The sequence below is a fragment of the Citrobacter sp. XY323 genome (assembly GCF_025106035.1).
Classification (GTDB): domain Bacteria; phylum Pseudomonadota; class Gammaproteobacteria; order Enterobacterales; family Enterobacteriaceae; genus Citrobacter; species Citrobacter braakii.
The window spans coordinates 541,696-562,246 of the sequence record NZ_JANYUK010000001.1 but is presented as its reverse complement, the minus strand read 5'-3'; the positions used below and the strand labels follow the sequence as shown (position 1 = coordinate 562,246).

Below are 20,551 nucleotides of genomic sequence, written 5' to 3'. Positions count from 1 at the left end.
CTGCTGTCCAGGCTCAGGCGCACACCACCCTACACAATTCAAATTACCAGCCTTTATCCGATGGAGTACACATGAAGAAAATAAGTTTAACGAAGATGATCATATTAGGCCTGATACTCGGCATGATTGCCGGGGTGGCCATAAATAATATGGCCGCGGCTGAAACAGCAAAATCCTATGCAGCAGATATTTCTATTTTTACCACCATATTCTTACGCATGGTAAAAATGATTATCGCGCCATTGGTTATTTCAACTCTGGTTGTTGGTATTGCCAAAATGGGCGATGCCAAAACGCTGGGACGTATATTTTCGAAAACCTTCTTCCTGTTTATTTGCGCCTCTCTGGTGTCAATTGCACTGGGTCTGGTTATCGTTAACATCTTCCAGCCAGGCGCGGGGATCAACTTCGTGCCACATGACGTCGGGGCCGTTGCCGCCGTTCAGTCAGAGCCATTCACGCTGAAAGTGTTCATCTCGCACGCAGTACCGACCAGTATTGTCGATGCGATGGCGCGTAACGAAATTCTGCAGATCGTGGTGTTCTCAATTTTCCTCGGTTGCAGCCTGGCCGCAATTGGTGAAAAAGCCGAGCCTATCGTGAAGGTTCTGGATTCACTGGTACACGTGATGCTGAAGCTGACGGGCTACGTCATGCTGTTTGCACCACTGACCGTTTTTGCCGCTATTTCTGGTCTGATTGCCGAACGTGGTCTGGGTGTGATGGTTAGCGCCGGGATCTTCATGGGTGAATTCTATCTGACCCTGGGTATGCTGTGGGCAATCCTGATTGGCCTGTCAACCATGATAGTCGGGCCTTGCATCGCGCGTTTAACCAAATCAATCCTCGAGCCTGCACTGCTGGCCTTTACTACCTCCAGCTCAGAAGCCGCCTTCCCTGGCACCCTGGACAAGCTGGAAAAATTCGGCGTTTCTTCAAAAATCGCCAGCTTCGTTCTGCCTATCGGTTACTCCTTTAACCTGGTCGGCTCCATGGCGTACTGCTCATTTGCCACCGTCTTTATTGCTCAGGCATGCAACATTGAGCTGAGCATGGGCGAGCAAATTACCATGCTGTTAATCCTGATGCTGACCTCTAAAGGGATGGCGGGCGTACCGCGTGCATCAATGGTGGTTATCGCCGCAACCCTGAACCAGTTCAACATTCCTGAAGCTGGTCTGATCCTGTTGATGGGCGTCGATCCATTCCTCGATATGGGTCGTTCTGCTACCAACGTCATGAGTAACGCAATGGGTGCTGCCATTGTAAGTCGCTGGGAAGGTGAACACTTCGGCCAGGGTTGTCGTGGCACTGCGCCAGTGAAGACCCCGGAACAAGAACGTCCGGTTACCGAAACAGAAGTCGCGTTGTCCTGATACGACGTTATTGCCGGATGGCGCTTGCGCTTATCCGGCCTACATAACGTTTAACTATCCGTTGGCCGGATAAGGCGGTAAGCCGCCATCCGGCACCATGATGAGTACACCAACAGGATTGCACCATGACTAAAACTCTTCTCGGCGTGAGTATTTTTTCCTTCAGCGTTTTGTTCAGCGCAACGACTCTCGCGCAAACCACGCCGGATTACGCAAAGCTTATCGACCAGGCACATCAAAAATATAAAAGTAACCACGATGGAAAAGTCGCCGACTACATCCCTGCCCTGGCGACCTACAGCCCGAATAACTTTGCCATCACCATTGCCACGGTGGACGGCAAGATCTACAAGGTTGGCGATGTTAACAAACCCTTCCCCATGGAATCCCTGAGCAAAGTCTTCACCATGGCGCTCGCCATGGAACAGCACGGCCCTCAGGTGGTGCTGGATAAACTCGGGGCCAATGCCACCGGCATGCCCTTCAACTCCGGTTTAGCGGTTGAGCTGACCAAAGGCGCGCCTGAGAACCCGCTGGTAAACGCCGGGGCGATGAGCACCGTTAGCCTGATTGAAGCCAAAGACAAAACCGATCGCTGGAACAAAATCCTCGACAACCTGAACGTCTGGGCCGACGCCACGCTCACGGTTAATGAGCAGGTCTTTAAATCCGAGATGGAAACCAACCAGCACAATCAGGCGCTGGCGAAGCTGATGGAATCCTATAACAGCTTCTATGGCAATACCGACGAAGCTGTCGAAATTTATACCCGTCAGTGCTCGGTGGATATCACCGTTGAGCAACTGGCCAAAATGGGGGCGGTACTGGCGAACAAAGGCAAATCTCCATTCAACGGCAAGCAGTTGCTGAATGAAAAATATGTTCCGCAGGTGCTGGCAGAAATGGCGATTGCCGGACTATACGACGGCAGCGGTAAATGGCTCTACACCGTGGGCATCCCGGCAAAAAGCGGCGTCGGCGGCGGAATGGTCGCCGTTGTCCCGGGCGAATATGCGATTGCCGTCTATTCTCCGCCGCTGGATGAAGCCGGTAACAGCGTTCGCGCCCAGAAAACGATCGAATATGTCGCCGAAGCGACAAAAGCCAATGTCTTTTTAGCGCATTAAGCAATTACGGATGGCGTGAGCGCCATCCGACATATTAACTAAAAGGTGAGATGTAAACATGTCTAAACCATTTGTCTGGCAGGAACTCTTTGTTCAGAGTAAAGATAATACCGAATATGAATTACTGAGTAACCAGCACGTTGCGGTAACGGAGTTAGACGGAGAGGAAGTGATTAAGGTTGCGCCAGAAGCGCTAACCTTATTAGCCCAGCAGGCATTTTATGAGGCTTCATTTTTCCTGCGCGCCGGACATTTAAAACAGATAGCCAGCATTCTGCACGATCCGCAGGCCAGCAGTAACGATAAGTACGTCGCATTGCAACTGCTACGCAATGCTGAGGTTTCGGCCAAAGGCGTCCTGCCCAACTGCCAGGATACCGGGACGGCAACCATTGTGGCCTGCAAAGGACAGCATGTCTGGACCGGCGGCGATGATGCAGAAGCATTAAGCAAAGGCGTGTACACCACCTTCACCGAAAACAACCTGCGTTACTCGCAAAATGCCCCGCTGGACATGTATACCGAGGTCAATACCCAGACTAACCTGCCGGCGCAAATCGACATCAGCGCCACGCCGGGTAACGAATACCGTTTCCTGTTTGTCAACAAAGGCGGCGGCTCTGCTAACAAAGCGGCGCTGTTCCAGGAAACCAAATCTATTCTGCAGCCGGAAAAGCTCACCGCGTTTCTGATCGAAAAAATGAAATCACTGGGTACAGCCGCCTGCCCGCCGTATCACATCGCTTTCGTCGTTGGAGGCTTGTCCGCCGACCAGACGCTGAAGGTTGCCAAACTGGCTTCAACTAAATATTACGATAACCTGCCCACCAGCGGGAACGAACTGGGTCAGGCATTCCGCGATACGGCGCTGGAAGCCGAGCTGCTTAACGCCAGCCGCGAGTTTGGCATCGGCGCGCAGTTTGGCGGCAAATACTTTGCCCACGATATCCGGGTGATCCGCCTGCCACGCCACGGCGGCTCCTGCCCTATCGCCATGGCTCTCTCCTGCTCAGCCGACCGCAACATCAAGGCCAAAATCAACAAACACGGAATCTGGCTGGAGAAACTCGAGCATAATCCGGGCAAATTTATTCCCGATTCACAGCGGGTAGAAAATAGCGCCCAGACCGTACAACTGGATCTGAATCGTCCGTTGCGCGAGATCCTGCATGATCTCACCACTCTGCCAATTGGGACGCGTTTATCGTTAACCGGCCCGATTGTTGTGGCTCGCGATATCGCGCATGCCAAAATCAAAGAGCGCCTGGATAACGGCGAACCAATGCCAGATTACATGAAAAACCATATCGTCTATTACGCGGGCCCGGCTAAAACCCCCAGTAATCTGGCCTGCGGTTCGCTAGGTCCCACAACCGGCGGGCGCATGGACGGTTACGTCGATGCTTTCCAGGCCGCGGGCGGCAGTCTGATCATGTTGTCGAAAGGCAACCGCAGCGCGCAAGTCACGGATGCGTGTCGCAAACATGGTGGTTTTAACCTTGGCAGCATTGGCGGCGCCGCAGCCTTGTTGGCGCAGCAGTACGTGAAGAGCCTGCACTGCCTTGAATATCCCGAGCTGGGAATGGAAGCGGTGTGGATGATGGAAGTTAAAAATATGCCGGCCTTCGTATTAGTGGATGATAAAGGCAATAACTTCTTTAGCCAGTTTGAGCAGCAGCATCGCTGCGCAACCTGTCCGGCAGGACATTAAGGAGTCACCATGGAAGCGCGAGCCAATAATGACAGACACCGCCAGCGTCAGCAGAAACTGAAAGAACAGGTTGATACCCGCGTGGCGGCGGCAACGGAGAAGAAAGGGATCCTGATTGTCTTCACCGGCAACGGTAAAGGAAAATCCACCGCAGCCTTTGGTACGGCAACGCGCGCGGTTGGTCACGGAAAAACCGTTGGCATCGCGCAGTTTATTAAAGGCCAGTGGGATAATGGCGAGTACAACACGCTGCAACCGCTCGGTGTCGAATTTCATATTATGGGCACCGGATTTACCTGGGAAACCCAAAATCGGCAAGCGGATATCGAGGCGGCAACGGTAGTCTGGCAGGAAAGTAAGCGCATGCTGGCTGATCCGCAGTACGATCTGGTGGTGTTGGATGAGCTCACCTACATGCTGGCTTACCACTATCTGGACACCCAGGAGGTTATCAGCGCCATCGAAAATCGCCCTGCGGAGCAAAGCGTCATCGTGACCGGGCGCGGATGCCATGCGCTGTTACTGGAACTGGCCGATACGGTCAGTGAAATTCGCCCGGTAAAGCACGCGTTTGACCGCGGAATTCAGGCACAGATTGGAATCGACTGGTAGCCGTTCTTTTGCCGGATAACGATGCTAACGCGTCTTATCCGGCCTACCAATCGTTGTAGGCCTGATAAAGCGCAAACCACCATCAGGCAGCCGACACCACGGACTTACTGAGCAACCAGTTACGAAATGTCTGTAAATGCGCAGACTCCGATTTCTCTTCACGCCACGTCATAATGAAACGGTTCCCGGTGCGCATCGGAACATCGCAAGGAATGACCATATCTCCATTGTCCAGATCGTGCTGAATGGCAAAACGAGGAAGCAGCGCAACCCCCAGATTAGAACGAACCGCCGCAATCAACATCGACAACAGATCAAATCTCGGGCCTTTATTTACCAGCGGGCTGCTGACGTTGGACAGCGCAAACCATTCCTGCCAGCCTTTGATTCGCGTACTCTGGTGCAACAGCGGGTATTCGTTCAGCAGTTCGTGGACTGACAGTTTCCGTTCCGGTTCGGCCAGCAGGCAGCGGCTGCAAACTGGCAGAATTTCCTCTTCAAACAGGTACTCAACCTCTGACCACGGTGAGTAGAAATCTTCGCGCATAATTGCCGCATCATACTCACGATTAAGAAAATCACCGATATTCGCCAGCGAATGGATGTTCACGATAATATCAGGATTGAGTTTGTTAAACTCGCGCAGGTTGGGGATCAACCAATGCGTACTGAACGTCGGATTTACCGCCAGCTCAATAACCTGTACGGTCGGTTGCCAGGTCATTATTGTGGTCGTATCGCGCTCGAGTTTATTTAACGTTTCTTTAACGATACTTAAATAGTGTTTGCCGGCCGCATTTAAAAAAATACGTTTTTTGGCATGATTAAATAGCGCGGTATTAAGAAAATCCTCCAGTGCATTCACCTGGCGGAAAACAGCACTTTGTGTTAACGCCAACTCTTCAGCTGCCCTGGTATAACTTTCGTGACGCGCAACCACTTCAAAAGTTACCAGCAACTCCGTCTTGGGTATTTTTCCTCTCATAACCTCTTCCATATGCAGCGTACAAAAATAGTTTAATTTATAAAAAATAATTCAAGACACCCAGATAAGCACCGAGAGTTATATTTTATTTTCTCCATTGATGTCATTGATCCAATCCATGATTTGCTCACACTGATGGCGGATAAATATTAACCAATAATACTCAAGCACAACAATAAACACAATTTAAATAAGGTTAAACTTAAGTAAATAGTGCCAATAAGTTCTTAATAATTTTTCAAGTCTTCTTGTTTATTGCAGAAAAAACTTTGCGAGATTAATCAATATTATCCACGCGCTAATCCTGGATAATTTCACGTTATAACTTACGGGCAAACGACTGCTTTTAATCATTTATTGATGTCGTTTGTGCCATTTTTTGACAGACGTGATAAAGGACACATTGTGAAAACTTTCGGAAAGGTCTGGCTCGTTGGAGCAGGTCCTGGTGATATTTCATTACTGACCCTCAAAGCAATGATCTGCATTAAACAGGCCGACGTCATTATTTACGATCGGCTGGTCAATCCTAAAATTTTAGAATGGGCATTACCTGACTGCCTGCTTATCAATGTCGGCAAAAATCCAGGCTTCCATTGCGTTCCTCAGGGTGAAATCAACGCACTGCTGGTCCAGTATGCCCAAACACACCACAACATTGTGCGCCTCAAAGGTGGCGATCCGTATGTATTTGGCCGTGGGGCTGAAGAAGTTGAGGATCTGGTTGAAATGGGCATCCCTTTTGAAGTTGTACCGGGTATTAGTTCTACGATTGGCGGCCTGACCTATGCCGGTATCCCGGTGACGCATCGCGATTTTGCCTCCGGCTTTCACGTGGTGACTGGCCACACGCGGGAAGGCAATCAGCAGCAGGACTGGCGTCAACTGGCGAAACTTAATGGCACGTTGGTCATCGTCATGGGTATCGCCAATCTGGCGTTTATCTGTGAAGAGTTGTTGATGGGCGGGAAATCAGCAGACACGCCCGCCGCACTAATTATGTCCGCGACCCGAGAAAATCAACGCCGCCTGACCTGCACGCTCGGTTCATTATTGAGCAAGGCGCAGGAAGCGAATATTGTTCCACCGGCGCTGATTGTAATCGGAGATGTGGTGACCCTGAGCGATCGACTCTCTTTTATACCTGAAGCCATCACGTTGCCAGACAATCTTTACTGCGAAAGTCTGGCGTGACGAAAAGACTGGGGCGACGTTTGATGCGCCGCCCGGAAAACGCGGCAAAAGTAACTGGTTTGCGCGTATTGCAGTTTCCTGGCAATACTGTCTATGGAATGAACCGGATCGTGTAATAACTCCCCTGCTTTTTGCATTTTTTTCTGACTCACCCAGGTTTTAAAATTAACACCCTGGCGTTTCTTGAAAAACCGGCTGAAATAGTTCGCGCTTAAGCACACATGAGCCGCGACAGATTCCAAAGACAATTCACCATACAAATTCTCGTCAATATAACGCAGCGCCGCCATAAGTTTTTTCTCGTGACGTGAAGGCTCAGTGAAATAATGATGAGCGTAACGGGTTGCCGGAACAACAATCTTCTCAGAGATCAATTGTTCTTTCTCAAAATTATCAACAATAAAACTTAACAAATTTGCTGACGCCACCAGTACATTATTATCCACCATCGCAGACTGGCCCCACTCAGCTTTAATTTCGGGGTTATTAATCCATGAGTTTTTGTTATCAATAGCGATAGTTTTATATTCCTGATACTTTACCCGCACCTGCCCGCAGATAATAAAACCGTAAAGGTTTCCCTCATGAATTAATGGCATCGAGAACAGGCTTAGCCCTGCATGACAGGTGAGTATTCTGGGTTTAAGCTGTTTTAATGCCTCAAAAGCACAGTACTTGTCGCACTTTTGGCAACCTGCTCGATAGCGCTCATCCGCACGCATTAATGTGCAAAACGAATTAAAATTATGACATTCAGACAACGCTATACCGTTAATATCAACGACGACTGTGGCTAACCCAGTGGCTCGGGAGAAGAGTTCTGCGATAGAGAAAAAACGGTGTAAATAGTCATCCTGGATTTTCAGCGGCACGTTATCCTCCGGCATTAACAATATTAAGGCCGCTAATATGCAAAAATTAGCCTCAGGAAAGAATGATGCTTACCGCAAAAAATAATCTCATTTGTGCAGATGATTATGATCAATTGGCAAGAAAATTATAGCGACCACGATAATACTCTGCAGCACACCGCGACTTCGCTTTCTCAAAGATTAACGAATCTTCACACTCTCTTGTGAGACTCTTTTCGCAACACTCAACACCTAACTTCATTATTTTCAATAAATTACCCGTTTTTAATCTGAATTGATGATGTGCTTATTTGTGATAATCATCATGTGAATGTGAAAGGCCCTCCTGAATAATATGTTCAATTAGCAAACAATCTGAACGGAGTTGATCCATGGCCGTCACCACAGGCGTTATCGCCGACGATTTTACCGGCGCAACGGACATTGCAAGCTTTATGGCGCAGCAGGGGTGGCGCGTCGCGCTTCTGCCCGGTATGCCCGATACCGCGCAATGCTGGAATGAAGAGGTTGACGCTATCGTCATCTCGCTGAAAAGCCGCTCATTACCCGCAGAACAGGCCGTCGCCCAATCCCTGTCCTGTGCCCGCTGGCTGAAACAAAATGCAGGTGTCCGCCAGATTTATTTTAAATATTGCTCGACGTTTGACTCCACGCCAACAGGCAATATTGGCCCGGTCAGCGATGCATTGATGAACGACCTGCAGGTTCCGCTGATCGTCCACTGCCCTGCTCTGCCGCAAAACGGACGCACGGTGGTGCATGGTCATCTTTTTGTACACGGCATACTGCTTAACGAATCCGGGATGGAAAAGCATCCGCTCAATCCAATGAACGATGCCAGCCTGCCGCGTCTGCTGAGCGCGCAAACGCCAGGCGCGGTTGGTTGCATCAACCTCACGACCCTGCGTCAAGGTGTGGAAGCGGTCACTTACGCCCTGGCCCAACTTCAGGCTGAAGGTACGCGTCACGTTATCGTCGATACGCTGGATGAAGCAGATCTCAACACGCTGGCGCAAGCTCTCCATGCCATCCCTCTGTTAGCCGGGGGCTCCGGGCTCGGCGGCGCGCTGGCCGCCTGCAGCGGAGGCCAGCAATCCATGCCGCCGGACTCTTTTCCACTGCCTGCCAAAACGGTGGTGTTCTCCGGTAGCTGTTCGGCAATGAGCAATCGTCAGGTTAATCGCTATAAGGCCGCGGCAGCGTCTCGTTTGCTTGATGTGTCCCGCTGCCTGTCTGATGCCGAACGCTACACCGATGAACTGAGCGCCTGGGCGATGACGCATATCAGCGACCCATTAGCGCCATTGATATACGCCACCCAGCCGCCAGACGTACTCAAACGTATTCAACAGGAGCACGGCGAACAGGCCGCCAGCCAGGCAATCGAACACGCTTTTGCCCGGCTGAGTTCAAAGCTACGAACTGCGGGTGTAAACACCTTTATCGTCGCGGGCGGAGAAACCTCCGGCACCGTTGTGGAAGCCTTGCAGGTGAAGCGTCTGTCCGTCGGCAAAGCCATTGCGCCAGGCGTACCGTGGGTATTTTCCTCCGGTCTGGCGCTGGCGCTGAAGTCAGGCAACTTTGGTGACGACGATTTCTTTTTTACTGCCCAGGAGTACGCATTATGAATTCGGTGAGTGAACACCAACTGCGCGAACTACTCGTCCACTATGGCCGTTCCCTGTTTATGCGCGGTTACAGCAGCGGCGGTTCCGGCAATCTTAGCGTCAAAATGCCGGATGGCGGCTATCTGGTGACCCCGACCAACTCTTGTCTGGGCGAGCTTGATCCTGCCACGCTAAGTCGGCTGGATGCCAACGGCGTTCATCTTAGCGGCGACAAACCCTCAAAAGAGGTGCCCATGCATCTGGCGTGGTATCGACATCGGCCATCCTGCGGCGCGGTCGTGCACCTGCATTCTCCATGGCTGACCGCGCTCTCCTGCCTGCCGTGCACCACGCCGAAAAACTGCCTGCCGCCGTTAACACCGTACTATGTGATGCGCGTCGGGCAGTTACCGCTGCTGCCCTATTTCAAGCCTGGCCATGAAGGCATTGCCAGCGCACTGAGTGAAGTCGCGGCAGACCATACGGCCGCGCTGCTGGCCAATCACGGGCCGGTAGTAAGCGGTCGCTCGCTGCGTGAGGCGGTGTTTAACGCCGAAGAACTGGAAGACAGCGCCCGCATCTGGCTGACGTTAAAACCGCTTGGCTATGTTCCGCTCTCAGAAGAAGCGGTGGCCGAACTTGAACATTCCCGGCAAGCGTGAGGTGACATAATGATCCCCGAGCAACGACGTGATTTTATCTACCGCTACGTGCACGAAAAAAATGCCGCCTCATTTAATGAACTGGCAGATTTGATGAGCGTGTCGCATATGACCGTGCGTCGCGACATCCAGTTGCTGGAAGAAGAAGGCAAAGTTATTGCCATTAACGGCGGAGTGAAGCTCAATAACCTGCTGAAATCCGAGCTGCCATGGCGGGAAAAAGCCGAGTTGAATCATGACGTGAAACGTAAAATGGGCCAGCTCGCCGCCATGCTCATTGAGCCCGGACAAACGCTGTATCTGGATGCCGGAACGTCGTTGTTTGAAGTGGCGAAAGCGGTCGCCGCCAGCCACTGTTTCAATCTGACGGTAGTAACCAACGATTTTTCCATCAGCCACTATCTGATGGATATGCCGCACATAACGCTCTATCACACCGGTGGTCTGGTGGATCAGCGTAACCGCTCATGCCTTGGAAAAAGCGCCGCCAGTTTTCTGCGCACCATTAATATTGACGTGGCGTTTCTGAGCTCCTCATCGTGGGATACCGAACGCGGCATGTCGACGCCGAGCGAAGGGAAAGCCTCGGTTAAAGAAGCGGTACTCACCGTTTCCCGGCGTCGGGTGCTGGTCTGCGACAGCAGTAAGTTTGGCAAATACGGCATGTTCCATATCTGTGGGCTGGAACAGTTAACCGACATTATTTCTGATAACCGGTTACCGGAAAACGCCCAGCAAACTCTTGCCAGCCAGGGCGTTAAGCTGCATCTGGTTGATAACCGGGAGGGTGCGCGCCATGCTGAAGTTAGCGGCTAACCTCGACTGGTTGTTTACAGATTTACCGATAGCGGCGCGATTTGCGGCGGCGCAGGCGGCTGGTTTTCGCGGCGTTGAAGGGCTATTTCTCTGGCAGCACCCGCTGGCGCATTTGCACGCTGCACAGCGGGAAACATCCCTGCCGGTGGTGCTGATGAACGCACCGGCGGGTAACTGGGCACAAGGTGAGCGGGGACTAGCCGCACAGCCCGGTCGAGACCAGGAATTTCACCATAGCCTCAACGTGGCGCGTGATTACGCCACGGCGCTGGGCTGTCGTCGGGTTCACGTTATGGCCGGTTCGCGCTGCGACGATCTGACGCTTCACGCTCAGCGCACTCTCCTGGCCAACCGGCTGCGTATCGCCTGCGATATGATGGCTGAAGCGGAAATCGATGTGCTGATTGAACCGTTAAATTCGCAGGATATGCCCGGTTATTTTATTGACAGCTTTCCGTTGGCCGAATCTATTATTCAAGAGGTTGGCAAGAAAAATATCGGTTTACAGTTTGATATTTACCACTGTCAGAAAATTCATGGCAATGTGGCAAAAAATATTGAACGCTACTTCACCTTAATTAAACATTTTCAAATTGCTTCTGTCCCCTATCGCCATGAACCGGGAACAGGTGAATTAAATGAAACATGGCTATTCGATTTTATTAGAAAAATGAATTACCAGGGCTGGATTGGCTGTGAATATCAACCATCAACATCAGGGCCCGACTCATTAAACTGGATAACGCCTTACCTATAATTTAAATATCTCTGTACCGGAGGAAAATATGTCGGATACTGTTATTATTTCGCTGGCACCCGTTGCCGCGGATTGCCCCAGAGTTATACCCGCAGAACTGGCGCAGGAAATACTCGCCAGCGTAGAGCATGGCGCGTCCATCGTGCATTTACACGTTCGCGATAAACAGGGTCGCCTGACGCCGGATACCACCGATCTTCAGGCGACCATTGATAGCGTCATGCGCCATTCAGACCTGATTATTCAGGCATCTACCGGCGGCGTCTCTTCAATGTCCATCGCCGAACGCTGCGCGCCACTCTCCTGCCCCGGCGTAGAGATGGCTTCGCTGAACGTCGGTTCCGTCAACCTCGGAGATGCGGTGTACTTTAATCCCGGTCCGGACGTGGAATATTGCTCCCGGCAAATTGTCGAGCACAATATTATTCCCGAGTTTGAAGTTTTTGAAATTGGCATGATTAATAACATCCTGAACCTTGAAGATAAAATAAAATTCCAAAAACCCATGCTCTTTAATATCGTCCTCGGCCATCGCGGCAGTACGCCAGCAACCATTGACGCTTTAATTGCTCTGCGTAGCATGATCCCGCGCGATGCCTTATGGGGTATTACTCATTTTGGCAGAAAGAATTTCGATATTATTGCCGCCGCCGTCGGCATGGGGGCCAGTGAAGTACGAATCGGCTTTGAGGATAGCTATTATTTAAGCGCTGAAGAAAAAGCACAGCATAATTACCAGCAGGTTGCCAAACTCGCCACGCTCATTCGCAGCATGGATAAAAAAGTCGCCACGCCAGAAATTGCGCGGCACATGTTATCTATTCCATCCCGGCAGCAATAACAACAGCAAGGACATTTCAACATGACTATGACCACTGTTATTCACAAAACCGGACTCGGTATCAGCGTTGCGGGCGCGGCGCTGGCGATTATCGGTGCGCTAATCCAGTCCGCGGCGCTCTGGCAGCCCGGGCTGGTGATGTTCACCGCCGGATTCGCCGCCGGTGCAGGCTACTGGCCGGGTCTACGCAGCTATCAATTTACGCTATGGATCATCGCCGGATTTGTCGCCGCCATGACCTGGTCTACGGATCTGATCGTCTGGGGCGGTTTCAATATCACCCATAAATGGATCGTGTTCCTCGTCATTCAGGCCACCATGTTTAGCATGGGCACTAAGCTAACGATCCAGGATTTTATTGACGTCGCCAAAATGCCGTGGGCGGTGTTTATTGGCACCTTCTGCCACTTCGTTATCATGCCTCTGCTCGGCCTGAGCATTACGCTTATCTTTAACTTTCCGCCTGAGGTGGCGGTCGGGATTCTGCTGATTGGCGCCTGCCCAAGCGGACTCTCCTCTACCGTCATGGTCTATATCGCGAACGCCAACCTGGCGCTGGCGGTCTCGATCGCCGCAGTCTCAACGCTGGCGGCGACGGTGATGACGCCGCTGTGGGTTAATCTGCTGGCGGGGTCGATGATCGATATCCAGCTCACCGCAATGGTAATGGATGTGGTGAAAATCGTATTGATCCCCATCGGCGCGGCAATTCTGCATGACTATCTGAAAACCTATGCGGGCGTGCGCGGACGCCGTGTCGTCCAGATGCTGGCCGGGATCGGCGCTCTTTGGTTGCTGTATATGATTGCTGGCGGCTGGGACGCGCTGTTTGGTCACGCCAGCGCCGACGCGCAAATGTACGCGGTGGTGCTCAACTTCGTGGCAGGCGGTCTCGTCTGGGCATTGTTCTACAACTGGCTGTATGGCCGCGTGGCGGGCGTGAAGAAAATCATGCCGACCATCTCAATGATGGGGATCATTTTCTTTACGACCACCGCAGCCGCAGCCGGGCGCGAGAACCTGGTGCAGGTCGGCTTCCTGCTCTGCTTCGCCATGTTGATGCATAACCTCGGCGGCTTCCTGATTGGCTATCTGATGAGCCGCTGGATCTTCCGCATGGACGTACAGTCTGCCCGCACCGTAGCCTTTGAAGTCGGCCTGCAAAACGGCGGCATGGCGTCCGGGCTTGCCGCAGCGATGGGCAAACTGGCAACGGTTGGCCTGGCCTCGGCGGTGATGACTCCACTTGGCAACGTCAGCGGCTCGCTGCTCGCGAACTACTGGCGCAAGAAAGACGCCAGACAGGCGCAGGCCGCCGCAGCCAAAGATCCCGTTCAACCCGCTTGCGAAAATCTGTCAAAAGGATAATCACGATGACAACTCTCACTCTGGGGCATGCCCTGCGCGCCGTGGCCTCTGCGCTCGACCTCGCCGAAACATGTTACGCAAAACGCCCGTTAAGCGTAGCCGTATGCGACGCCAATGGCGAACTACTCAGCTTTGCGCGGATGGATAACGCCAAACTGTTAACCATCGAGTTAACCCAGCGCAAAGCACGCACTAGTAGCCGCCTGGGCTGTACCACGCAGGCATTTTTACAGCGCCTGCAGAAAGAGCAACTGGATATCGGTTATTTTGCCGACCCGCTGTTTACGGCGCTGCCGGGCGGGATCCCGATTCTGCACCAAGGAAAATGCCTTGGGGCCGTCGCGGTAGGCGGTTTATCCGCGCAGGAAGATCATGATGCGGCGCTGGCCGTCGCGGAAACGTTACTTAAGGAGATTGCCCAATGAAAAAGGTCGCCATGCTGCATACCAGTGCCGCCACGCTTACGATGATGCAACAGCTGATTGCCGACATCATGCCGGATGTGGAAGTCATGCACCTGGTGGAAGAATCCATGATCAAGCAGGTAATGAAGGCCCAGGGCGTGACGCCCAATATTGCCGCCCGCATCGCCGATTATGTACATATTGCCGAAAAGGCGGACTGCGATATCTTTATTACCGCCTGCTCCTCAATTGGTACTGCGGTGGAGCAATGCCAGTTTATGACCCCACTGCAGCTCGCGCGCATTGACTGCGCAATGGTGGAAGAGGCGATTGAAAAAGGTGAGCGGATCGCCGTACTGGCGACCGTGGCAACCACGCTGAAGCCAACGCTGGATTACGTACAGCGCAAAGTGCAGCAGAGCGGTAAATCGCGAACCATCACGCCTATATTAATGGAGGAGGCATTCCACGCGCTGCTGGCGGGAGACATGGATACTCATGACCGTATCGTCAGTGAAGGGTTACAGAGCGCCTTTACCCAGGCGGATGTTGTGATGCTGGCGCAAGCCTCGATGGCGCGCGTTTTACAGCAGCTCCCTTCCCCGCCGGTGCCGGTAATGACCTCGCCGGAAAGCGGAATTCGCTGGTTGAAAACACTGGCATCATCCTGATAGCGGTCGGTCAGCGCCAGCATAAGATTGCTGGCGCTGACTCATCACTTCTTTCAGGCCAGTTTCAGACTAAACGTCCGCGACTGCCCTGGCCGAAACACGCCGTTAATCCCCTTCGCATCGCTCTGCTCGCCAGCGGGTATTTCATCCATACCGGTTTCGCGGCAATGCATTACGCTTTGGCTAAACGACACGGCGGCATCGCAGCTGACGCTGTCAGAGGGATTAAATAAACGCAGGATGATTTCATCTCTGTCCTCTGCTTTTTTTAGCGCGCTAAGCTGACAGCCAACCGGTGACATACTCAACAGGCTGTAGCTATCGGGAACAGTAAATGCTGCTTTGTTGAGCTTCATCGCATCCCACGGGATTTTGTTATAACACTGGACGGGCGTCAGCCAGGCACGCGCCTGCTGAGCCAGGCCAACGTTAAGCGGCGTCCCGCTATAACTAAACAGGCAAAAGCGCCCGTGTAGCACGCCCCGCATCTGGGAATCCGGTACCGCCATTTTTATGCCTGACGGCCTGCCGGGACGTAATAAGAGATCCTCTTTTCCGAGTAAGCCGACGCCACGGAGCAGCGTCAGAGCAAACGTTTTTTTCTCCTCACCCACTACCTCAAATTCGCGCAATCCTTCGCTAAACACCGCGAGTCCATGACGCCCCTCCTGCAGCGCGGCGTAGTTGAGCAGATTCCAGACCGGCACCGGCGCTTCTTTCCATCCCTCAGCCTGCCAGTTGGCCATCGCTTCATCGTGAACAGGCCGTAGCAGCGAACCAAACTGGGTATCAGCCAACACGTCATTAGTGTGAAATGGCGTGGGGATAAGCACCCGAATTCGGTGATCGTCAGCCTGATTGTCAATGCGAATATCAACCTCAATCCGCCGGCTGTTATGGCTTAGCGTAACACCTATTTCGATGCTAACTTCACCATTGCGCTGACGTGACGCGCGCGCCTCCAGATCCGCCGGAACCGCCATCCGATAGCGAATGATTGCCCGGTCTTGCCATCCCTCGCGGATAATTTCATGCTCAAACGCAACGCCCGCAGACGTGAGGCGCCAATCCTCGCGCGAGGGGGAGTAATCGTACTCATCCCCGTCGTCGGCGCTTTCTTCAATCTCCAGTACGCGTTGATAAACAATCCCTGAATCCTTATCGCGTAGCTGTAGCGTTCCATCGTCATTGAGATCGATCAGCCAGAACGCGTTCTCCAACAGTGCCTGGGTCGCCGGAGTGGGTATCGCCTGACGGCCAGCAACGTGCGGTTCAATATACAGCGTGCAGTACCCCATCGAAGGTAGAATCTGGTTGAGCTGAATATCAAACTCCATAAACGGCTCGTAGTTGCCGTAATGGACGATTTGCCGGTCGATAAGACCAGGATCAAGCTCGCGCACGCCACGAATAAAATAAGGGATTTCATTTCCACTGCCATCAAGCAGGCGGAACTGGCTGGCGCGAAGACGTACGGTCGTATTGATCACCGCCTCACGCGGCCAGGGCATCAGGTTGAACATCACCAGCTTGTCTTCTTCACTGTGCGCCATGTTGTCAGTGATTTTACGCAGGTAAAATCGAATCAAATTGTCGGCCATATCTTCGGCCAGCACGAAGCGTGAAACGATTTCACGATGCACTTTATCGCTACAGCAACAGCCGATGCTGTCGTGGGCATGATTCTTTAAAATCTCTTTCCACATTTTCTCCAGCAGACCGTGGTGATATTCAAAACCTAAACTCCAGGCCAGCGTGGCGAGCGGTTCCAGCAGGTTTACGATTTTATTCTCAATACGCGCATGGATAATTTTGATATCCATTCGTGTGGATCCAATCGTACGATGCACGCGCATATATTTACCGTCGATAAACTCGCCGTGCAGGGTAGCCAACGTCTCCCGATGCGCTTCGATATGAGCAAAAATCTCCTCGAAGCGGCTCATGACAAATTTTCGCTGCGGGTAGATTTCACGCAGTTTATCCATCACCGCAAAGATGTTTTGCTGTAACGGCATCTGGTCATGCCCGTTGGGTAATAGGATTTCTTTAGTCACCGAGGCGTTCTCCAGCACCTCGAAGTAGCCGTCAAGTCGCTTACGCAGCCCGGCCTCATCCTCGGGTAAGTACTTACCAATCGCATAGCCCAGCGGCAATACCTGTGTCGTCACCTGGCTACCGTCAGCGCTTTGCCATAAAAATTCGGTTTTATCGGTGCCATGACGTTCAGAGCACCCACGCCAGAACAGAGCCCGGTTGATACCAAAACCATTATAAATATGCGGCATCTGCCCGGACATCCCAAATGAATCAGGTAGATAACCTATCTTCATCGGTTCGCCAAAGGCCATACAATCGCGGATGCCGTACATCAGATTGCGGACAATTGACTCACCGGAAACGAGGGTCGTATCCGTTTGCGTGTACCAGGGGCCGATAATAAGCTTCCCGGCCTGCACCAGCGCTTTAACCCGCTGCCGGTTTTCAGGTTTCACCGCAAAATAGTCTTCCAGCACCGCCGTTTGACCATCCAGCACGTAATATTTGTACTCTGCATCCTGCTCAAGGCGAGTCAGGATCTCTTCCATATTGTTAACCAGCAAAATACGCGACTCTTCGGTGGTGAAGTACCACTCACGGTCCCAGTGCATATGCGGCGTAATGTGAACGCGAGATACTGCTTTCATCGTCATTTCCTGTTGAGTAAGTGCTTACGGCATCACGCTATCGGTGACGTATTTCCCCTGTTTAACCGCTTGACGACGCCAGAGCAGTAAAATCGCCGTGGAGATAATCGTCCCAATTAGCGCGGCGCCAAACCAGCCCGCAGCGGCCATCACCGCGCTTAGGTCTGCGGGGATAAGTAAAAAGAGCGAGAAAATCCCGGCACCAGGGGTCGAAAGCCCAATCCCCATGGCCCCAACGATGGCTCCGGTCGCCATCGACCCCATCACTAAAGAGCCAATCACCCGAATCGGGTCCTCAATCGCCAGCGGAATCGCGCCTTCGGTAATCCCAGCAAGGCCGAGCAGCCAGGTGGATTTACCGGTCTCAATCTCAAACTGTTTGAACAGGCGTGGCGCCAGCATGGTTGAGGCGGTGACGGTAAAAGCAGAAACCATTTTTACCGAAGCGAAAATGGCGTAGGGGCCGAATACACCGTTGGCCATCGCGCCCAGACAAAAGGCATATGCCGCTTTATTGACCGGACCGCCAAGATCAAACGAACACATAAAGCCCAGGATCATACCGAGCAGTAGCGCGTTGGTGCCTGATAACCCATTTAGCCAGGCCGTCAGCGAGGTATTGATCCAGGCGACAGGCTCGCCAATCACAAACAACATCAGGCTACCCGCGCCCAACGTGCCAATCACCGGATAGAGGTAGAACGTTAAAAAGCCATTGAATTTGCTGCTTAATCGCAGATGCTGTTTCACCCAACGCATGAGATAACCGGCAATCAGGCCACCGGCAACACCGCCAAGAAAACCCGAGCCGATTAAGTTCGCCGCCAGACCCGCCGCAAAGCCTGGAGCCAGCGCTGGTTTATCCGCCAGCGAATAAGCGGTATAGGCCGACAGTACCGGAACCATCAGCGTGCCCAGCATCCCGCCGCCGAGTTGGCGATACATCCACAGCCAGGACTTCTCTAAGCTGTACACATCCTGTAGGCCGAAAATCTGTGCAATCAATACCGCCACCGCCAGTACCGTCCCTCCGGCGACGATTAACGGCACGGCAAACGAAATTCCGCTCAGCAGTGCTTGTTTCAGGTCGGTTTTCAGCCCCTTTTTCACCTCTGTCTGTGGCTGAGAAACACGCTGGCTTTGCAGAGGCTCCAGCGCTAACGCCTGTTCAATCAGCGCTTTTGCGTGGCGCAACGGTTCGGCAACCGGAACGGAGATCGCCGGGATACCGTTGAAACGTTCACTTTCTTTAATAGCGACCTCTGCGGCGAAAATGCAGGCGCGCGCATCATTCAGTTGTTGAGCCGTTAAGCGGTCTTCAATGCCATTGGCACCCTGTTTTTCCACCACCACGTTAACGCCCATTTGTCGGCCGGCTTTCTCCAGATACTCAGCCGCCATATAGGTATGCGCAATGCCCGCCGGACATGCGGTAACGCAAACAATCGTTGGCGCATCCGCCGTCGCCACTGCGGCCTGCGGCGGTGTTTCGACCACTAACGCCGCCAGCACCGCTTCGGCGCTGGTCGCCGCCATCACGCGAGCACGCAGACCCTCATCCGCAAGGCAGGTGGTCAGTTCGGTCAGGATTTGGATATGAGTTGAACCGGCTTCATCTGGCGGGATCGCCAGCAAAAAAATAAGTTCAACAGACTCCGGGCCATCAATACCTTCCCAGTCCATCGGTTCACTCAGCGTCGCCACCGCGAAAGCCGCCTCTTTCACGGCCGACGATTTACCGTGCGGTACCGCCAATCCTTCGCCAAGCGCCGTAGGTCCCAGCGATTCGCGGTGAAAAACTTCCGCCAGATAAGCGTCGGCATCGGTGATTTTGCCTAATTCGGTCAGCCGCTGCGTAAGTTGGCGAATGGCATCGTCACGATCGGTAAATCTCGCCTGCACACAGACTGCGCGAGGGTGGGACAGTATTGTCAAATTCATCATGGTCCTCAGAGGATTGTCATTATTATGTGCCGCGATTGTCGCAGACAAAACAATACCTTTACGTGATCAATTTCACTAACGAGACAATATTTGTATTTAATTTGTATTATTTACTATTGATAAAATGTACGCATAATTTGTCGTGAATATCTGACTTTATTGCCGACAAAAGCGAAAAGAGATGAGCAAAAAACCGATGTACCGCCAGATAGCCGACGTTCTGCGCGAACAAGTTGCAAAAGGTGAATTAAAACCAGGTGATGCACTTCCCACAGAATCTACGCTACAGAGCCGTTTCGAGGTCAGCCGCGTGACCATCAGGCAAGCACTCAAGCTGCTGACGGAACAGAATATTATCGAGAGCATTCAGGGCAGCGGTTGGTATGTGAAAGAGGAGCGCGTCAATTACGACATTTATCAGCTCACCAGTTTTTATGAGAAGCTTGCCGACCGTCAGGTTGAAACGCACAGCGAAGTGAAGGTCTTTGAGGTCATTCCAGCAGGAGAGATGCTGGCCGAGTGGCTACAGCTGGCGGCTGAAGATAAAGTCTGGCATGTAAAACGGGTTCGTTTTATTAAGCAGAAAGCCGTTACCCTCGAAGAGACATGGATGCCGCTCGCCCTCTTTCCCGATCTCACCTGGGAGGTGATGGAAAATTCTAAATATCACTATATAGAACAGATCAAAAAGATGGTTATCGATCGCAGCGAGCAGGAACTGATCCCGGTTATTCCGGATGAGGATACTGTAGAAATGCTGGGCATGCCGCAGGGGAAACCGGTGCTGGAGAAAATCTCTCGCGGGTTTCTGCTCGATGGACGCGTTTTTGAATACAGCCGCAACACCTTCAAAAGCGACGATTATAAATTTACGCTGGTGGCAAAACGACGCCATTAAAAAAGGCCATCATCAGATG

17 protein-coding genes and 1 pseudogene are annotated in these 20,551 nt (G+C 52.4%); 14 read left to right on the top strand and 4 right to left on the bottom strand.

Annotation, left to right across the window (positions count from 1 at the left end):
* Nucleotides 1-71: 71 nt before the first annotated feature.
* The 4 genes and pseudogenes from N0B36_RS02595 to cobO form a co-directional block, all read left to right on the top strand.
* Nucleotides 72-1,353: pseudogene (locus tag N0B36_RS02595) on the top strand (dicarboxylate/amino acid:cation symporter); the annotation flags it as partial.
* Nucleotides 1,354-1,501: 148 nt separating this feature from the next.
* Nucleotides 1,502-2,503 (top strand): glutaminase A, encoded by a 1,002-nt coding sequence (gene glsA, locus N0B36_RS02590; protein ID WP_259686034.1) that lies wholly within the window; start codon nt 1,502-1,504, stop codon nt 2,501-2,503.
* A 58-nt stretch (nt 2,504-2,561) separates the two neighbouring features.
* A complete protein-coding gene (locus N0B36_RS02585; RefSeq protein ID WP_047497766.1) occupies nt 2,562-4,214 on the top strand; it encodes a class I fumarate hydratase in 1,653 nt (550 codons plus the stop codon).
* 9 nt (nt 4,215-4,223) lie between these two features.
* Complete coding sequence (gene cobO, locus N0B36_RS02580) at nt 4,224-4,826, top strand: cob(I)yrinic acid a,c-diamide adenosyltransferase (protein WP_016156012.1); 603 nt, start codon at nt 4,224-4,226, stop codon at nt 4,824-4,826.
* Between the two features lie 82 nt (nt 4,827-4,908).
* Here the strand turns inward: cobO and N0B36_RS02575 are convergent, their stop codons facing one another.
* Nucleotides 4,909-5,811 carry a LysR substrate-binding domain-containing protein gene (locus N0B36_RS02575; protein ID WP_047359471.1) on the bottom strand — a complete coding sequence of 301 codons (903 nt, stop codon included), beginning with the start codon at nt 5,809-5,811 and terminating at the stop codon, nt 4,909-4,911.
* A gap of 405 nt (nt 5,812-6,216) precedes the next feature.
* Here N0B36_RS02575 and cobA point away from each other — a divergent pair, with 405 nt between their 5' ends.
* Complete coding sequence (cobA, locus tag N0B36_RS02570) at nt 6,217-7,005, top strand: uroporphyrinogen-III C-methyltransferase (RefSeq protein WP_053090133.1); 789 nt, start codon at nt 6,217-6,219, stop codon at nt 7,003-7,005.
* Here the strand turns inward: cobA and N0B36_RS02565 are convergent.
* Entirely contained in the window at nt 6,984-7,877 is an 894-nt protein-coding gene (locus tag N0B36_RS02565) for a PocR ligand-binding domain-containing protein (protein WP_141874985.1), read from the bottom strand. The two genes, cobA and N0B36_RS02565, sit on opposite strands and share 22 nt — an antisense overlap.
* Before the next feature lie 371 nt (nt 7,878-8,248).
* Here N0B36_RS02565 and otnK point away from each other — a divergent pair, with 371 nt between their 5' ends.
* Genes otnK through N0B36_RS02525 form a run of 8 tightly spaced genes read left to right on the top strand, consistent with a single transcriptional unit; the run spans nt 8,249 to nt 15,003 of the window.
* Entirely contained in the window at nt 8,249-9,505 is a 1,257-nt protein-coding gene (gene otnK, locus N0B36_RS02560) for a 3-oxo-tetronate kinase (RefSeq protein ID WP_259686033.1), read from the top strand.
* Nucleotides 9,502-10,146: an aldolase gene (locus tag N0B36_RS02555; RefSeq protein ID WP_259686032.1), complete on the top strand. Its 645-nt coding sequence runs from the start codon at nt 9,502-9,504 to the stop codon at nt 10,144-10,146. Before otnK ends, N0B36_RS02555 begins: the two co-directional genes overlap by 4 nt.
* A 9-nt stretch (nt 10,147-10,155) precedes the next feature.
* Nucleotides 10,156-10,962 (top strand): DeoR/GlpR family DNA-binding transcription regulator, encoded by an 807-nt coding sequence (locus N0B36_RS02550; protein WP_046274719.1) that lies wholly within the window; start codon nt 10,156-10,158, stop codon nt 10,960-10,962.
* Nucleotides 10,943-11,719: a hydroxypyruvate isomerase family protein gene (locus N0B36_RS02545; RefSeq protein ID WP_216404208.1), complete on the top strand. Its 777-nt coding sequence runs from the start codon at nt 10,943-10,945 to the stop codon at nt 11,717-11,719. Before N0B36_RS02550 ends, N0B36_RS02545 begins: the two co-directional genes overlap by 20 nt.
* Before the next feature lie 28 nt (nt 11,720-11,747).
* Nucleotides 11,748-12,560, top strand: a complete 813-nt coding sequence (locus N0B36_RS02540) for a 3-keto-5-aminohexanoate cleavage protein (protein ID WP_259686031.1) — start codon at nt 11,748-11,750, stop codon at nt 12,558-12,560.
* Between the two features lie 21 nt (nt 12,561-12,581).
* Entirely contained in the window at nt 12,582-13,928 is a 1,347-nt protein-coding gene (locus N0B36_RS02535; protein WP_049281826.1) for a bile acid:sodium symporter family protein, read from the top strand.
* A gap of 5 nt (nt 13,929-13,933) precedes the next feature.
* Nucleotides 13,934-14,353: a heme-binding protein gene (locus N0B36_RS02530; protein ID WP_016152289.1), complete on the top strand. Its 420-nt coding sequence runs from the start codon at nt 13,934-13,936 to the stop codon at nt 14,351-14,353.
* Nucleotides 14,350-15,003, top strand: coding sequence for an aspartate/glutamate racemase family protein (locus N0B36_RS02525; protein ID WP_016152288.1), 654 nt, complete (start codon nt 14,350-14,352; stop codon nt 15,001-15,003). Before N0B36_RS02530 ends, N0B36_RS02525 begins: the two co-directional genes overlap by 4 nt.
* 53 nt (nt 15,004-15,056) lie before the next feature.
* On the opposite strand, the gene mngB is transcribed toward N0B36_RS02525, so the two are convergent.
* Both mngB and mngA read right to left on the bottom strand, forming a co-directional pair.
* The gene (gene mngB, locus N0B36_RS02520) at nt 15,057-17,690 is read right to left on the bottom strand and encodes a mannosylglycerate hydrolase (RefSeq protein WP_259686030.1); all 2,634 of its coding nucleotides are present in this window, start codon (nt 17,688-17,690) and stop codon (nt 15,057-15,059) included.
* 24 nt (nt 17,691-17,714) lie between these two features.
* A complete protein-coding gene (mngA, locus tag N0B36_RS02515) occupies nt 17,715-19,631 on the bottom strand; it encodes a PTS 2-O-a-mannosyl-D-glycerate transporter subunit IIABC (RefSeq protein WP_049281830.1) in 1,917 nt (638 codons plus the stop codon).
* 184 nt (nt 19,632-19,815) lie between these two features.
* Here mngA and N0B36_RS02510 point away from each other — a divergent pair, with 184 nt between their 5' ends.
* Entirely contained in the window at nt 19,816-20,532 is a 717-nt protein-coding gene (locus N0B36_RS02510; protein WP_019076293.1) for a GntR family transcriptional regulator, read from the top strand.
* Nucleotides 20,533-20,551 lie beyond the last annotated feature (19 nt).

What these genes read in the sequence shown, in the direction of transcription:
- cobO (WP_016156012.1), top strand. Translation starts at nt 4,224, where the DNA reads ATGGAAGCGCGAGCCAATAATGACAGACACCGCCAGCGTCAGCAGAAA.
- mngB (WP_259686030.1), bottom strand. Translation starts at nt 17,690, where the DNA reads ATGAAAGCAGTATCTCGCGTTCACATTACGCCGCATATGCACTGGGAC.
- N0B36_RS02555 (WP_259686032.1), top strand. Translation starts at nt 9,502, where the DNA reads ATGAATTCGGTGAGTGAACACCAACTGCGCGAACTACTCGTCCACTAT.
- otnK (WP_259686033.1), top strand. Translation starts at nt 8,249, where the DNA reads ATGGCCGTCACCACAGGCGTTATCGCCGACGATTTTACCGGCGCAACG.
- N0B36_RS02540 (WP_259686031.1), top strand. Translation starts at nt 11,748, where the DNA reads ATGTCGGATACTGTTATTATTTCGCTGGCACCCGTTGCCGCGGATTGC.
- N0B36_RS02535 (WP_049281826.1), top strand. Translation starts at nt 12,582, where the DNA reads ATGACTATGACCACTGTTATTCACAAAACCGGACTCGGTATCAGCGTT.
- glsA (WP_259686034.1), top strand. Translation starts at nt 1,502, where the DNA reads ATGACTAAAACTCTTCTCGGCGTGAGTATTTTTTCCTTCAGCGTTTTG.
- N0B36_RS02585 (WP_047497766.1), top strand. Translation starts at nt 2,562, where the DNA reads ATGTCTAAACCATTTGTCTGGCAGGAACTCTTTGTTCAGAGTAAAGAT.
- N0B36_RS02545 (WP_216404208.1), top strand. Translation starts at nt 10,943, where the DNA reads ATGCTGAAGTTAGCGGCTAACCTCGACTGGTTGTTTACAGATTTACCG.
- N0B36_RS02510 (WP_019076293.1), top strand. Translation starts at nt 19,816, where the DNA reads ATGAGCAAAAAACCGATGTACCGCCAGATAGCCGACGTTCTGCGCGAA.
- N0B36_RS02525 (WP_016152288.1), top strand. Translation starts at nt 14,350, where the DNA reads ATGAAAAAGGTCGCCATGCTGCATACCAGTGCCGCCACGCTTACGATG.
- N0B36_RS02575 (WP_047359471.1), bottom strand. Translation starts at nt 5,811, where the DNA reads ATGAGAGGAAAAATACCCAAGACGGAGTTGCTGGTAACTTTTGAAGTG.
- N0B36_RS02550 (WP_046274719.1), top strand. Translation starts at nt 10,156, where the DNA reads ATGATCCCCGAGCAACGACGTGATTTTATCTACCGCTACGTGCACGAA.
- N0B36_RS02530 (WP_016152289.1), top strand. Translation starts at nt 13,934, where the DNA reads ATGACAACTCTCACTCTGGGGCATGCCCTGCGCGCCGTGGCCTCTGCG.
- mngA (WP_049281830.1), bottom strand. Translation starts at nt 19,631, where the DNA reads ATGAATTTGACAATACTGTCCCACCCTCGCGCAGTCTGTGTGCAGGCG.